General features: G+C 63.3%; 13 protein-coding genes and 1 pseudogene. 5 read left to right on the forward strand and 9 right to left on the reverse strand.

Going from position 1 to position 13,455, the window contains the following annotated elements:
- Positions 1-15 precede the first annotated feature (15 nt).
- Positions 16-771, reverse strand: coding sequence for a class II aldolase/adducin family protein (locus DN412_RS21220; RefSeq protein WP_208647630.1), 756 nt, complete (start codon positions 769-771; stop codon positions 16-18).
- A 37-nt stretch (positions 772-808) separates the two neighbouring features.
- Positions 809-1,810, reverse strand: a complete 1,002-nt coding sequence (locus tag DN412_RS21225) for a 2-hydroxyacid dehydrogenase (protein ID WP_115213381.1) — start codon at positions 1,808-1,810, stop codon at positions 809-811.
- A gap of 230 nt (positions 1,811-2,040) precedes the next feature.
- Between DN412_RS21225 and DN412_RS21230 the strand changes: the two genes are divergently transcribed.
- Positions 2,041-3,015, forward strand: a complete 975-nt coding sequence (locus tag DN412_RS21230; RefSeq protein WP_244222729.1) for an AraC family transcriptional regulator — start codon at positions 2,041-2,043, stop codon at positions 3,013-3,015.
- 598 nt (positions 3,016-3,613) lie between these two features.
- Here the strand turns inward: DN412_RS21230 and DN412_RS21240 are convergent.
- The 3 genes from DN412_RS21240 to DN412_RS21250 form a co-directional block, all read right to left on the reverse strand.
- Positions 3,614-3,913 (reverse strand): hypothetical protein, encoded by a 300-nt coding sequence (locus tag DN412_RS21240; RefSeq protein ID WP_115213383.1) that lies wholly within the window; start codon positions 3,911-3,913, stop codon positions 3,614-3,616.
- Between the two features lie 12 nt (positions 3,914-3,925).
- Positions 3,926-5,008 carry an IS630 family transposase gene (locus DN412_RS21245; RefSeq protein ID WP_115213384.1) on the reverse strand — a complete coding sequence of 361 codons (1,083 nt, stop codon included), beginning with the start codon at positions 5,006-5,008 and terminating at the stop codon, positions 3,926-3,928.
- A 148-nt stretch (positions 5,009-5,156) separates the two neighbouring features.
- Positions 5,157-6,044 (reverse strand): LysR substrate-binding domain-containing protein, encoded by an 888-nt coding sequence (locus tag DN412_RS21250; protein WP_115213385.1) that lies wholly within the window; start codon positions 6,042-6,044, stop codon positions 5,157-5,159.
- A 146-nt stretch (positions 6,045-6,190) separates the two neighbouring features.
- Here DN412_RS21250 and DN412_RS21255 point away from each other — a divergent pair, with 146 nt between their 5' ends.
- The 3 genes from DN412_RS21255 to DN412_RS21265 are packed head-to-tail and all read left to right on the forward strand — an operon-like array spanning position 6,191 to position 9,171.
- Entirely contained in the window at positions 6,191-6,997 is an 807-nt protein-coding gene (locus DN412_RS21255; RefSeq protein ID WP_115213386.1) for a citryl-CoA lyase, read from the forward strand.
- 18 nt (positions 6,998-7,015) lie between these two features.
- A complete protein-coding gene (locus DN412_RS21260) occupies positions 7,016-8,185 on the forward strand; it encodes a CaiB/BaiF CoA transferase family protein (protein ID WP_115213387.1) in 1,170 nt (389 codons plus the stop codon).
- 20 nt (positions 8,186-8,205) lie between these two features.
- Positions 8,206-9,171: a Bug family tripartite tricarboxylate transporter substrate binding protein gene (locus tag DN412_RS21265; protein ID WP_115213388.1), complete on the forward strand. Its 966-nt coding sequence runs from the start codon at positions 8,206-8,208 to the stop codon at positions 9,169-9,171.
- Between the two features lie 24 nt (positions 9,172-9,195).
- Here DN412_RS21265 and DN412_RS45885 read toward each other — a convergent pair whose 3' ends face one another.
- Positions 9,196-9,423 carry a hypothetical protein gene (locus tag DN412_RS45885; RefSeq protein ID WP_425267435.1) on the reverse strand — a complete coding sequence of 76 codons (228 nt, stop codon included), beginning with the start codon at positions 9,421-9,423 and terminating at the stop codon, positions 9,196-9,198.
- A gap of 30 nt (positions 9,424-9,453) precedes the next feature.
- On the opposite strand from DN412_RS45885, the pseudogene DN412_RS21270 reads away from it, so the two are divergent.
- A pseudogene (locus DN412_RS21270) lies at positions 9,454-10,024 on the forward strand (altronate dehydratase); the annotation flags it as partial.
- A gap of 214 nt (positions 10,025-10,238) precedes the next feature.
- Here DN412_RS21270 and DN412_RS21275 read toward each other — a convergent pair.
- The 3 genes from DN412_RS21275 to DN412_RS21285 all read right to left on the reverse strand — a co-directional run bounded on the left by DN412_RS21275 (position 10,239) and on the right by DN412_RS21285 (position 13,432).
- The gene (locus DN412_RS21275; RefSeq protein ID WP_244222728.1) at positions 10,239-10,991 is read right to left on the reverse strand and encodes an SDR family NAD(P)-dependent oxidoreductase; all 753 of its coding nucleotides are present in this window, start codon (positions 10,989-10,991) and stop codon (positions 10,239-10,241) included.
- 239 nt (positions 10,992-11,230) lie between these two features.
- Positions 11,231-12,289 (reverse strand): porin, encoded by a 1,059-nt coding sequence (locus tag DN412_RS21280; RefSeq protein ID WP_115213389.1) that lies wholly within the window; start codon positions 12,287-12,289, stop codon positions 11,231-11,233.
- A gap of 153 nt (positions 12,290-12,442) precedes the next feature.
- Positions 12,443-13,432: a Bug family tripartite tricarboxylate transporter substrate binding protein gene (locus DN412_RS21285; RefSeq protein WP_115213390.1), complete on the reverse strand. Its 990-nt coding sequence runs from the start codon at positions 13,430-13,432 to the stop codon at positions 12,443-12,445.
- Positions 13,433-13,455 lie beyond the last annotated feature (23 nt).

Below are 13,455 nucleotides of genomic sequence, written 5' to 3' on the forward strand. Positions count from 1 at the left end.
TTGTCTCCCGAGTGCTCAGGTCCTATAGCTGGGGTCGATCCGGTCCAGCTTGCGCAGCACTGCCGGCCAGGCGATCTGTGCACCCTCCCCGGAGGTACCCGTGCGGATCACTTCCTTTACGTCGCGCTGAATGTTCGGGTCGACGCGAATCAGCTCGCCGCCGGCCTGTGCCGAGATCTGGATCTGGCAGCAGGTCTCGAGGAAGTACATGGCCAGGAATGTCTCCGCCACGCTGGCGCCAACTGTCAGCAGGCCGTGGTTGCGCAGGATGAGGTAGTTGTTGTCGCCCAGATCGACCTGTAGCCTGGGCTGCTCGTCGGGGCGCAGGGCAATGCCTTCATAGTCGTGGTACCCCAGGCTGTGCAACAACAGCGTGGATTGCTGGGAGATCGGCAGCAGGCCTTCGCGCTGGGCGCTCACTGCGACTCCGGCGCGGGTGTGCGTATGCATCACGCATTGCACTTCGTGGCGCGCTTCGTGGACGCAACTGTGGATCATGAACCCGGCGGGGTTGACCGGAAACGGCGACTCGTGGAGCTTGTTGCATTGCGCATCCACCTTGATCAGCGACGAAGCGGTGATCTCGTCGAACATCAGCCCGTAGGGATTGATCAGGAAGTGATGGTCCTTGCCGGGAACCCGCGCACTGATGTGGGTGAAGACCAGGTCTGTCCAGCCGTAGAGGGCCGTCGCGCGGTAGAGCGCGGCGAGTTCGACGCGCAGTTGCCACTCTTCGGGGCTGGTGTGGCCTTGGAGCGAAGGGATGTTCATGTTGGGTCCAGACAGTTGAGTTGATGAGCAGTACAAATCAGGATTGAGCCGGCGCCTGTGCCTCGGGGTTGAGGCAATTGGCCAACGGCGCGCCGCGCAGCGCGCCAACCAGGTTCTGGAAAGCCTCGCGCGCCATTTGCCGGTGTGTCTCGTGCGTGGCAGCGCCGAGGTGAGGTGTCAGCACGACGTTGGGCAACGCCAGCAATTCGGGGTGCACCTTCGGTTCCCCCTCGGTCACGTCGAGCCCGGCGGCGGCAATGCGGCCCTCGCGCAGGGCGGCGGCCAGGGCGGCGTCGTCGACGACGCCGCCGCGTGCGGTATTGACCAGCACGGCAGTCTTTTTCATCAACGACAGCTCGCGAGTGCCGACCAGGTGGTGTGTAGCGGGGCCATAGGGCACCTGCACCATCACCGCGTCGCTTTGGGTGAGCAGTTCGTCGAGCGGCAGCCAGCGCACGCCGAGCGCTGCTTCCTCCTGCTCGCTTACGCGCCGCCGGCTGTGGTAGCACACGTCCATGTCGAAGCCCCGGGCGCGCCGGGCCAGCAGCGCGCCGATGCGGCCGAGGCCGATGATGCCCATGCGCGTGTGGTGAACGTCCTGGCCGGGCAGCGGCGAGAGTTGCCCGACCCAGCGGCCGGCACGCACGAAGGCGTCCGCCTCCACGATGCGGCGCGAAGCTGCAAGCAGCAGGCCGAAGGCCATGTCGGCAGTAGCGGCGCACACCGCGCCGGGCGTGTGGGCCACCCGGATTCCGCGCGCGGTGCAGGCCTGCAGGTCGATGTGGTCGAAGCCCGCGCTGATCGTGATGACGAGTCGCAACCGCGGGCACGACGCGAGCAGCTTGGCATCGATGCAATCGCCGGGGATGACGAGCACGCAGTCGGCATGCTTGAACAGCGGGGCCAGGTCGCCGCCTTCCTCGTGCTCGGCAGGCATACGGACCTCGCCGAGTTCGCGCAGGATCGCCAGCGAGGCGTCAGGGATACGCCGCGACAGGGCGATGAGGGGCTTGTACGCGGTGGTCGTGCCAGCGTTCATTTCAAGTCCTTTCCCGGGCGGGTCTGTTGAGGCCGGGTGACAGTGGCTTCGGAATGCATCGTTGTCTCCTTCGTGCAGTGGATAGCGCTGGAGTGAGGACAACGATAGGCGCATTCCCACCCACTGGCTTGATTCTGCATGACAATTCCTTGATTCCATGCGACACTGCGAGGATGACGGTTCACCACAACCTCGTTCGTGCCGCGGCATTGGAGAGTTACTCGCCCTTGGTGCAGTCGCTCGGCGGAGATCCGCACGCGCTGCTCGCCAAGGCAGGCCTCGACGCGAGTTCGCTCGACGACCCGGATCGATACTTGCCCTATCGAAACGTGTTGCAGGCCGTCGAGATCGGCGCCATGGAGTTGGGCGTGCCCGACTTCGGACTGCGTCTTTCCGATGCGAAAGACCCCAGCTTTCTGGGCGTGCTGTGGCTGGCCATCCAGTCGGCCCGCAGCGTTCGGGACGGCATGTTGATGGCGGGCCGGCACATGCACTACCATGCGCCGGGTATTGCCATTGAAGTGCGCGAGGCCCATGGGTCGTTGCACGAGCAGGTCGAATTGCGCTTTCTGCTGCCGGACCTGCCGCTGCTGCCTCAGGCAACCGAGCACTCAGTGAGCCACATCTGCAAGGTAGTTCGCGTACTGTCGGACGCGGAGGTCGGCCCCGCGGAGGTTCACTTCCGCCATGCGCAAGCGGGCAGCAACCGCCAGTACCGGGAACACCTGGGACTGGTCCCCTGCTTCCGGTCAACGTTCGACGGCATCGTGGTGGAATCGGTTGCGTGGCGCAGACGGCTTCCCCGACAGAACGATCAGCTCCAGGCCTTCGTGGAGCGCTACCTCGTCGCGGCGGCGCCGCGGGCAAAGGCTTCGCTGACCGAGCAGGTGCTGCAGACCTTGCGCACCCAGATGAGGCTGGCACCGGTCAACCTCGTGGTCGTCGCGCGTGTGCTGCGCCTGCATCCGCGCACCCTGCAACGACGGCTCCAGGAGGACGGGCAGACCTTCGAAATGCTGAAGGACACGGCGCGACGCGAACTCGCCGGCCAACTGCTCGCGCAAGCGGACATCGGTCTTTCACTGGTGGCGCAGTTGCTGGACTTCGCGGACCAGTCCGTGCTGACCCGGGCCTGTCAGCGCTGGTTCGGGAAGCCACCGTCGGTTGTTCGTCGGGAGTCGCTGGCACGCAGCGCGGATCGCTGAGTTGCCTCGCGGGGCAGCCCTTCTTCCCGAAAGACGAATAGCCGCAAGTCGATCTGCGGACAAAGCGGGCCCCGGGCGACGAGCCCAGCTTTCCCGAAACTCACCAGATATGGATGGATTTTGCCGGACGGGATGTTCGCCGCCTTCACGAGATGATCGCGTAGCGCCATCGGCAAGCGCAGGCGTTCGAGGCAGCGTGGCCAGACCAGCGAGCGGAAGTGAGACATCGCGAGTGGGTCTCGGATGGCCGGTGGCCAAGGGAACGGCCGGAGATCAGGATGGAGCGGCTTCGCGCTGAGCATTCGGTCGCCTGTCGCGAGGCGGTCCGTCTCAAATGAGGTCGATAACGGCCGTCGGGCTTGCCCTGTCGAGCGTCGGCAAATCGGCCGTTTCAGCCATTAAGGCTAGCTGGGACGAACGTCGCAAAAGGGTCGCCTACTGCCGGCCACTGCCAACACCGCGGGTCGCCAGATGGTTGGGCGGCTTCCGGCCATAAGGCAACATTTGTAATACCAGAGGCCAAACCATCTGCCGCCGGATGAGCACTACATATCTGCCGATCCGGCAGCAATACTAGTACAACATCCCGTAAATGGCTTTAATAATTATCGGGCTGCAGATATAGGTGCAGGAGCGTGACGACCACCTCGGCCATCTCGTCGAGCGAGCCTTCGCCTGGCAACGGTTCCCAACGCCCGCTATGGTTGCGAAAGGCGGCGCCATAACGATTGCGGCCGAGTTCGGTCAGCCGAGCCACCACGGTCGGATCCTCGTCGTCCAGACGTTTGATCAGCAGGTGACGCCCGTAGGCTTGCGTGACGATCTGCTCGTGGCCGAGCAGGCTGCGCAGTTGCTGCTGCAATTCGGCAGCGTAATGTTTGGTGGGTAAGGCTGGCATGTCGATTCTCGATTACGATGCACCGGTTTGCAGCGGATAGCCCCGGAAACTCCATTTGAACGGGCGGGCCGCCTGATTGTGCGCGCGGACAAACTGCTCGGTGCGTTCGCGCAGGTGCGCGGTGCTGGTGTGGCTCGCATGGCGCAGCACCCGGCGCGTGTAGCGGGCAAACCAGAGTTCGATCTGATTGACCCAACTCGCGTGCAATGGCGTGAAGTGGAAGTGAAACCGCTCATCGTGCCGCGCGTTGAACGCCTGCCAGACGGCCTGGGCGCGATGCGTATTGAGGTTATCCCACACGACGTGCACCTGTTTGCCTGGGTACGCGCTTGCCACGCGCTCCATGAAGGCTACCAAATCCTCCTGGGTGCGCCGGTCGCGGCAGTCTGCCAGCACCTGTCCGGTATGCACGTCCAGCGCGGCAATCAACGCCTGGGTGCCGTGACGAACATATTCAAACTCACGCCGACGAAGCCGGCCCGGTGCGGGGGCACGTCCTGGGTGCTTGCGCTCGATGGCCTGAATGCCGGTCTTCTCGTCGATACTGAGCACCACCGCGTTTCGAGGCGCCTTACGGTACAGCTTGCAAATCCCGTTGACCTTCTCGCGAAAGGCCGGGTCTGGGCTATGTAGCCATTGCTGGACCCGGTGCGGACGCACGTCGCCGGCCTGCAAAATGCGCTGCACCTGGCTGCGGCTGATCTGCTCGACAACGCCACGCTCCACGGCGCGCGCCACAATCTCGTCGAGCGTGGGCGTGACCCGCCCCTCAGGTTCCTGCGTCTCACACGCCAGCGCGATCAACTGTAGTCGCGCTTCCTGCGTGATGCGCGGCGGACGGCCGCTGCGCTCGCCCTCGCGAATGCCTTGGGCACCTTGCTGGGCAATGCGCTTGCGCCACAGGCAGACCGTTTGCACCGATACACCCAGTTCCCGCGCAATGACCGTATTGGAGTGGCCCTCGTGAGCCCACAACGCGATTCGCGCGCGCATCACATCTCGCTGCGCAGCCGTCTTGCGCTCGATCAGCGATTGCAGTTCCTGTCTTTCTTTCTTCGCCAGCCTCACTGGCATTGCTTGGCGGCCTCGGCTCATCCCGCCATGATATCCGAGGTGATTAATTATTCAAGCTATTTACGGGATGTTGTACTAGGGCCGCCGCCAACCAGGCGGAATATCTACGAAAGTACCGCGTTTGACCTCGGGTCATGGCACCCGACGCACGACATGTCGTGCGGCATAGTTAGCTCTGCAGCCCTTCCACCGCGCGCCTGACGATCGTCGCAAAGAACCGTACTGGCACCGCGCGCGGCGCACCCCGCTTCCACAGCAAGCCCGGCGTGCGCTGCGGTGTCGGGCTTTCCAGAGGAATGAAATGCAGGCCCTTGCCCGATGATTCCGCGCTGCCGCCGATCACGGCGGCGATATCGGTTTGCCTGACAAGCTCGAGCATCGGCGCGATGGAATTCAGCTCCGCGATGACCTGTGGCTCGGCGCCTGCCGCACGGAAGCAATCGTCAAGCAGTTGTCGCGTGGCGAAATAGGCCGGCAACAGCACCATCCGCATGCCGTGCAGCTCGACCATGCGCGCCCGCTTGCGCTGGGCCATCGGATGGCTGTCGCTGACCACCAGCTTGAGTTCCTCGTTATAGAGCGGTTCGAAGAACAGCCCTTCCGCCTGCACCGGCCGGTACGATACCCCCAGGTCGAGCTGGCCATCTGCAATCCGCGCCGTGATATCGGCCGCGCTCAACTCCTCCACAATGACCCGCACTGACGGATAGCGGCGGATAAACGTCGACAGGCACTGCGGAATCAACTGGATATTGAAGCTGTGCGTGGTGCCTACACGGACTTCTCCCGCCAACGGCCCCTCGTCGTCGCGCACTGCGTGAATCGCACGGTCAACCTGGCGCAGCGCGGGGCTGATATGGAGCAGCAGCGTTTCTCCCGCCTCGGTCATCGACACGCGCTTGCCGATGCGGTCGAACAGCGGCTGGCCGATTTCCTCTTCGAGCTGACGGATCTGGTGCGACAGCGTGGATTGCGTCACATGCATGCGTTCGGCGGCTCTCGTGAAGTTCAGCGTTTCCGCGAGTGCCTCGAAATAGCGCAGATGTCGGAGTTCCATGGTCAGGGACTGGTCATTCCTTGGAAGCCGAGATCATACATCGATGCCATCGATCATTTGAAGTGAAATTCATCATTTCCATCTGTAATGCGCACTCCGTAGACTGCTTGCATCAGACAGGCAACCATGCAACGGAGACACGCAACATGAAGATCGGCAAGGAAACCGTGCCACGCACTGCCATCAGTACTTCCAATACGGAAACCATCGTGGTGCGAGGCGCCGATCTGGCGCGCGAACTGATCGGCAAGCTCAGTTTTACCGAGTACTTCTATTTCCTGGTGACGGGCCAGCGCCCCAGCGCGGCCGCTCTGACGGTCGTAGACGCCACGCTTGTGGCCATTGCCGAACATGGCCTGGTGCCGAGCGTGCAAGCCAGCCGCATGACGCTGGCCGCCGCGCCCGATGCGCTGCAAGGTGCCGTGGCGGCTGGCATCCTGGGCTGCGGCTCGGTGATCCTCGGCGCTTCCGAAACCGCGGGCGTGATGCTTTCCGAGATCCGTCAGCGCATGCAGGCAGGCGAATCGATCGAGGCCGCCTCCCGCACAGTCGTAAGCGCATGGCGCGAAGCGCGTCGCGCAATTCCCGGCTATGGTCATCCGCTGCACAAGGCCCGCGACCCGCGCGTGGCGGCGCTGTTCAACGTGGCGCGCCAGGCGGGCGCCGACACCATCTATGTCGAAATCGCCGAAGCCGTGGAGTCGGTCATTCCGGACATCGTTGGCAAGTCGTTGAGCCTCAATGTGTCGGCGGCGATTCCAGCGGTACTGCTGGGCGTGGGCTTTCCGCTCAACGCACTGAAGGGCGTGCCTATCCTGGCACGCACCGGCGGTCTGATCGCCCATCTGAGCGAAGAGCTGCGCCAGCCAATTGGTTTCGCGCTGTCGTACCAGGCCACGCGCGAAGTCCAGTATGTCGGCGAGACGCCGGACGGCTTCGATCCCGCAGCCTGACCTTGCCGGAGCCATTTCATGATCAAAGTCCTGCAAGGCGTGAAGGTGCTGGAACAAGGCACGTTCATCACCGGGCCCGCCGCCGGCATGCTGCTGGGCGACCTCGGCGCCGACGTCATCAAGATCGAACAGCCAGAGACCGGCGACCCGTTCCGCGCGTTCAAGGGCGGCCTCTACAGCCCGCATTTTCAGACCTATAACCGCAACAAGCGCAGCATCACGCTCAACACCAAGAACGCCGAGGACCTGGAAGTGTTCGATGCGTTGATCCGTGAGGCCGATATCTATATCCAGAACTTCCGGCCGGGTGCGGCGGAGCGGTTGAATGCGGGCGAGACACGGCTACGCGAGATCAATCCACGGCTAATCTACTGCGCGATCAGCGGCTTTGGCGCGACCGGCCCCGCCGCGGGCAGGCCCAGCTATGACACCGTGGCGCAGGCGGCCAGCGGATTCCTGAATCTGCTGGTGAACCCGGCCAATCCGCGCGTGGTAGGCCCCGCCATTGCGGACTCACTGACCGGGTTCTATGCCGCTTACGGCATCCTGGGCGCGCTGCATGAACGCAACCGCACCGGCGTGGGCCGCAAGGTGGAAGTGTCGATGCTCGAAGCGATGAGCCATTTCAACCTCGACGCCTTTACGCATTACTATTCCGCCGGCGAAGTCATGGGGCCGTACAGCCGGCCCAGTGTTTCACAGTCGTACGTGCTGCCCTGTGCCGACGGTAAATGGATCGCCCTGCATATGTCGTCGCCCGAGAAGTTCTGGCAAGGGCTGGCAAATGCCATCGAACGCCCCGACCTGTTCAAGGACCCGCGCTTTGCCTCACGCGAGGCCCGCATCGAACACCAGGAAGTGCTGATCGACGTACTTGGCGAACGGTTCCGGCTGCATCCGCGCGAAATCTGGTGCCAGCGACTGGAGGCCGAGGACGTACCCCATGCGCCGATGTACGACACCAGCGAGGCCCTGGAAGACCCGCAGGCGCGCCATCTGCAACTGCTGGTCTCGGGGCGGCATCCCACGCTTGGTGAATTCCGCACCGTGCGCTGCCCCGTGTCGTACGACGGCGAGCGCGCGCTGGAAGTTGTGCCGCCGCCGTTACTGGGCGAGCACGACGTCGAGGTGCGGCAAGCATTGCAAGCACGGCATGACCAGACGGGCACGGCCAAGACCGAAGCCTAAGCATAGAAACGGAGGAGACAATGAACAAAGCACTGGCGGCCGTGGCCGCATCGGTGGCCCTGGTGGCCAACCTCGCCCTGGCCGAGACATTTCCGTCGCGACCCATACGCATAGTGGTGCCGTTTGGCGGCGGCACCTCTACCGACATCACCGCGCGCATCATCGGTGAAGCGATGGCCAGGCGGCTCGGCCAGCCCATCGTCGTGGAAAACCGCGCAGGCGCAGGCGGATCGATCGGTACCGATTACGTCTCCAAGGCCAAGGGCGACGGCTATACGCTGACGATGGGCACGGTCGGCACGCTTGCGATCAACAAGGCGCTCTATCGAAAGCTGCCCTACGACCCGGGCAAGGACTTCTCGTTCATCGGCATGCCTGGCTATACCCCCACGCTGCTTGTGGTGCGCAACGACGCGCCCTACAAGACGCTGGCCGAACTGGTGGCCTACGCGAAGGCGCACCCCGACAAGCTGTCGTTCGGTTCCGCCGGCAGCGGCACGTCGGGCCACCTGGCCGGCGAGTTGCTGAAGTCGATGGCCGGCGTCAGCATGACGCATGTGCCGTTCAAGGAAGGCGGCCAGGCCTTGACCGCCGTGCTGGGTGGACAGGTCGACTTCATGTTCTATCACCCGGTTGCCGTGCTGCCTTACCTCAGGGACCACAAGCTGCGCGCGCTGGCGGCCAGCAGTCAGCGCCGTTCGGTGGCGGCGCCCGATGTGCCGACCGTGGCGGAATCGGGCTATCCGGGTTTCGACCTGACGGCCTGGTACCTGCTGGCCGGCCCGGCGGGACTGGACAATGCGGCCCGCACGCGCCTGCTGGAAACGATGCATTCGGTGATGCAGGATCCGACCGTGCAGAAACAGCTTGCGGTGCAAGGGGTGGAACCCGCTACGTTGAGCACGGCACAACTGCCTGCCTTCGTGGAGACGGAAACGCGCAAGTGGTCGGCGGTGGTCAAGCAGTCGAACGCCCAGGTGGATTGATTGCGCGGAAGATATCGTCGCTGACTAACGCGCCAGGCCGGGCCACAGCGCCTGCTCCTCGCTGACCACGCTGACCACGCTGACATCGATCCAACCCTGGCCGAGCATCGACGAGACATTGGAATTGGCAGTGCCGTAGTGGAAGGTCGGACCCACCACCAGCGTGCCGGCCGCGACATGACCGGTATCAGCCGAGATGCGGCCGTTCGCTCCCCCCCGATTGAACGGCTGGGTCGGGAAGCGACCATGCAAGGAAGTGCAGACTTGGTCTCCCTTCGTAACTATGGTGCCGAGCATTTGCTGACGCGCCGTGCCGTATCGCCGGAAGTCGGGCACAAGCTGCTCGACCGGATCCGCTGGTGGGAAGCCTACTGCGCGCGCATGAACGCCGGCCTGGACAACAACCCGTCCGCCGGCAACAAGGCGGGCGGGCTCACCACTATCCTGGAGAAGTCGCTCGGTGCCGTGGCAAAGGGCGGCACCACCAACCTGGTAGACGTAAACGGCTACGCGGAGCGGGTGGAGGCGGCTGGCCTGGTCTTCATGGGCGACCGGCCAGGTGGCCGGCGGCGCCAACCTGATCTGCTTTACCACCGGGCGCGGCTCCGCCTATGGCTGTGCGCCGGCCCCGTCCCTGAAACTCGGCACCAATACTGCCTTGTGGCAGCGCCAGCAGGAGGATATCGACATCAACTGCGGCACCGTGATCGATGGCTCGCAGTCGATCGAAGAGCTTGGGGAAGAGATTTTCAGCCTCATGCTGGCCACGGCTTCGGGACAGCGCTCAAAGAGCGAACTGCACGGCTACGGCCAGAACGAGTTCGTTCCCTGGCAGCTTGGCGCGATCACCTGACGGAGCATCGGTCTGGCCGCCGTCATTCGCCACTGGCCTTCGCATCCGGCCCATCGCTGAGCGTGCCTGTCATGGTCGGATGCAAGGTACAGGTGTTGGGGAACACACCAGTCTTCCTTGCCGTGTACTTCCACGACTTGCCCGGAAGGGACCCACAAAGGGACCTGTCCCCTTTAAAAGGTCCCGAGCGGATATCGGCGCGGCAGGCTTTGAATCAGATGCCGAGACCGCCCAGGGATTTGCCGCCGTCGACAAATAGCGTCTGTCCTGTCACGAAGCGAATGCCCGGAGAGGCAAAGAACGCGATCGCGTTCGCAATGTCTTCCGGTGAAGCAGGGGCCTTGCCCGGCTCCAGCTCCACAGCAGCGGCGTATTGCTCAGGCGGCATGGTGCGGGTCATCGGCGTATCCGTGAACCCCGGCGCAATCGAATTGACGGCAATCTTCTTGTTGCGCAGTTCCATCGCCATGGCCCGCGTCAGCCCGATGACTCCAGCCTTCGAAGCGACATAATCGGGAAAGCCGAGTCCGCCGAGTGCGCCGCGCGACGATACCGTAACGATCCGGCCTCCCTCGCGCATCCTTCTGGCACCTTCCTGGGCGGGAATGAACACGCCGATCAGGTTCACTTCCAGCGTATGGCGGAAGTCCTCGTCAGTGACCTCATCGAAGCTGCGCGGCTTGTAGACCCCGGTCGCACAGACCACAACGTCGACGCGACCTTCAGTGTCCATCGCCCGGGCAATCCCGGCACGGTCGGTTACATCCAGTGCGTAGCCAACCACGTCCAGTTGCTCAGCCTGGAGAGTAGACACCGTGTCGTTCACAGCCTTCTCGTTCCGATCGATAACGGCAACACGAAACCCATCTCGGGCGAGCCGCGCGACCGTGGCGCGCCCGATGCCGGAAGCCCCTCCGGTGACAAACGCAACCTCCCGGCCCGAAGCCGATGTATTCAGTTGATTCATAGCATTCTCTTCATATGGTTGCGGGGAACCTGACGTACTACTGCGCGACTGCGATGCTCCGGTCTGACCGAGCCCTCAAGATAGGCACAACGTACAATCATTCGGATATCCCTCGGGATGCAAGCGTCAAGCCGGCATCAGGGCCGGCGCTTTGGCAGAATAAAAGAGGCCCGGTGTACGGCGGATTGCCACATGCCGGGCCAAACGCCGGCGAGTTGCACGACTCGCAGGCACGGAAGTCAGAAAGTATGATTCATGCCAAGGCTGAACGCGGAATTGCCCGCCGCGGCATTGCCAACGTCGTTTGCGTTCCATACGCGGTAGAAGCCTGACGTAGCGGTGTTCGGAGCGTGATTCCAGATGTGCGCATAGGAGGTGTACAGACTGGTGCGCTTTGACAACTTGTGTACGTATCCAATGCCGAATTGCTGCGCGTCGTTGTTGGCGGCAGACCGGTCGTTCTTGTAGATGTACGAGGTAATGATGCGTCCGGAGGCGCCAACAGGGATCTGCGCACCAATCAGGTAGTCTTCCGACTTGTAATTCGGCGTGCCGGGTACGATCGCCCCCCTGTTGATCACGAAGTTTGCATAACCGACAAACGGGCCGAAATCGTATTTGGCGCCCGTGAAGACTTCGCGTGCATTCTTGCCAGGGCCCGCGTCCTGAGCATCTGCATAGGCAATTCGGGCCGAGAACCGTTCGTTCGAATACCCCAGCGAGGCGCCATACTGGGCATTTGCTGCGGCACTCCCCGCCACTTCGCCCAGGGCGTACGACAACTCGCCTTCCAGCCCATTCAGGCCAGTTGGCAGGTTGTACTTGATCCCGTTATCCATACGGTTGGAGCCGCCACGCCCGCCTGCTGAAATCAGATTGGCTGACGTGCCGGCCAGACCGGTGACAAATGGGTCGTACTCTGCCTGGGCCAGCGCCAGCGTGGTGTATTGGCGGCCCAGCGTGAGGCGGCCGGCCCGGCTATCCATACCAACGTATGCCTGGCGCCCGAAAAGCAACCCACCTTGCCCGGATGCCCCGGTATCCATCAGCACCCCGCCCTCGAGGGTGAAGAACGCCGCCGTACCGCCGCCCAGGTCCTCGCGTCCGCGCATGCCGAATCGCGATCCGGACATCATGCCGCTGGTGACTTTGGTGACCGACCCTGCCGCGGCGCCGCTTTCGTGAACAACGCCGACGTCCGCAACGCCATACATGATGACCGAAGACGACTGCGCCCATGCCCCGCCATATGCCGCGGCTGTGGTCAGTGCTGCCGCCAGGATTGCCATTCTTTTCATTCGCCGTTCCTCACTCGTTTTTGGTTGTAGCCTTAAATTTCCAAATTAATTCCTGGCGTATAAATTCCACGCGCGAGCGAGCGGCATCCTCCCGTGCAGCATGGGATCACGTAGCCAGGCAGTTGTCGCTCGCCTTGCGGGCGGCCGCGGCGCTCAGTCGGCCTGGATGCCGAATTCCTTTACCAGCTTGCCGTACCGCGCATAGTCGTTGGCGATCAGTGTTCCAAGCGTGGCCGGCTCGCCGCCGAGCGGCGTGATGGCAATGGTCTCCATGCGGGACACCACCTCAGGCATCTTCAGGATCTCGTTGAAATGCTTGTTCAGTGTGGCAACCAGGCCCGGTGCCATGGCCTTGGGACCGAGGACGGCTTGCCATGCACCGACTTCGGCATCCTTGTAGCCGAGTTCGCGGAGGGTCGGCACGTTGGGCGCAAACGGCGAACGCTTTGCGTCGGCCACTGCGAGGGGCGCCAGCTTGCCCGATTGAAAATACTGGGCGACCGGCCCCAGCGTCGAATACATCATCGGCACCTGCCCGCCCAGCAGGTCGACGATCGCCGGCGCGCTGCCACGATAAGGGACCTGAGAGATCTTCACGCCTGCGGCTCGGTTGAACAATTCGCCCAAGATATGCATGGGCGACCCATTACCCGGGCTTGCGTAGGTCTGGATGCTGCCGGCCCTTGCACGTGCCACGAACTCGGACATCGTGGAGGCTCCGGCCCCTTTGTTCACAATAACGAAGAGCGACTGTGTACCGAGTTCGATGATCGGCGTGAAGTCCTTTAGCGGATCATAGGCGGCGCCGGTGCCCGGCTTCAGCACCAGCGGCGCGATGGCTACGGTGTTCGGCGCAAACAGAAGCGTATAGCCGTCGGCGGCTGTCTTGGCCACGTATGCGCTGCCGATCGTTCCTCCGGCGCCCGTCCGGTTCTCGACTACGACCGGCTGGCCAAGGCGTGCGGTCAGCTTCTCCGCAAACATCCGGGCCAGGACATCGGTGTCGCCGCCGGCCGGATAAGCCACGACGAGCGTGACCGGCTTGTTTGGATAGCCTCCCTGGGCCGTCGCGCTTCCCGCCTCCAACGTGGCGGCAATGGCCGTCAGCGCAAGCAGGGCACAGCGCCTTGTGGATGAGTACATGCCGATCTCCTCGAAATTCGGGT

The organism is Cupriavidus lacunae (assembly GCF_003353055.1).
GTDB lineage: Bacteria > Pseudomonadota > Gammaproteobacteria > Burkholderiales > Burkholderiaceae > Cupriavidus > Cupriavidus lacunae.

What these genes read in the sequence shown, in the direction of transcription:
- DN412_RS21220 (WP_208647630.1), bottom strand. Translation starts at nt 771, where the DNA reads ATGAACATCCCTTCGCTCCAAGGCCACACCAGCCCCGAAGAGTGGCAA.
- DN412_RS21225 (WP_115213381.1), bottom strand. Translation starts at nt 1,810, where the DNA reads ATGAACGCTGGCACGACCACCGCGTACAAGCCCCTCATCGCCCTGTCG.
- DN412_RS21240 (WP_115213383.1), bottom strand. Translation starts at nt 3,913, where the DNA reads ATGCCAGCCTTACCCACCAAACATTACGCTGCCGAATTGCAGCAGCAA.
- DN412_RS21245 (WP_115213384.1), bottom strand. Translation starts at nt 5,008, where the DNA reads ATGAGCCGAGGCCGCCAAGCAATGCCAGTGAGGCTGGCGAAGAAAGAA.
- DN412_RS21250 (WP_115213385.1), bottom strand. Translation starts at nt 6,044, where the DNA reads ATGGAACTCCGACATCTGCGCTATTTCGAGGCACTCGCGGAAACGCTG.
- DN412_RS21255 (WP_115213386.1), top strand. Translation starts at nt 6,191, where the DNA reads ATGAAGATCGGCAAGGAAACCGTGCCACGCACTGCCATCAGTACTTCC.
- DN412_RS21260 (WP_115213387.1), top strand. Translation starts at nt 7,016, where the DNA reads ATGATCAAAGTCCTGCAAGGCGTGAAGGTGCTGGAACAAGGCACGTTC.
- DN412_RS21265 (WP_115213388.1), top strand. Translation starts at nt 8,206, where the DNA reads ATGAACAAAGCACTGGCGGCCGTGGCCGCATCGGTGGCCCTGGTGGCC.
- DN412_RS21275 (WP_244222728.1), bottom strand. Translation starts at nt 10,991, where the DNA reads ATGAATCAACTGAATACATCGGCTTCGGGCCGGGAGGTTGCGTTTGTC.
- DN412_RS21280 (WP_115213389.1), bottom strand. Translation starts at nt 12,289, where the DNA reads ATGAAAAGAATGGCAATCCTGGCGGCAGCACTGACCACAGCCGCGGCA.
- DN412_RS21285 (WP_115213390.1), bottom strand. Translation starts at nt 13,432, where the DNA reads ATGTACTCATCCACAAGGCGCTGTGCCCTGCTTGCGCTGACGGCCATT.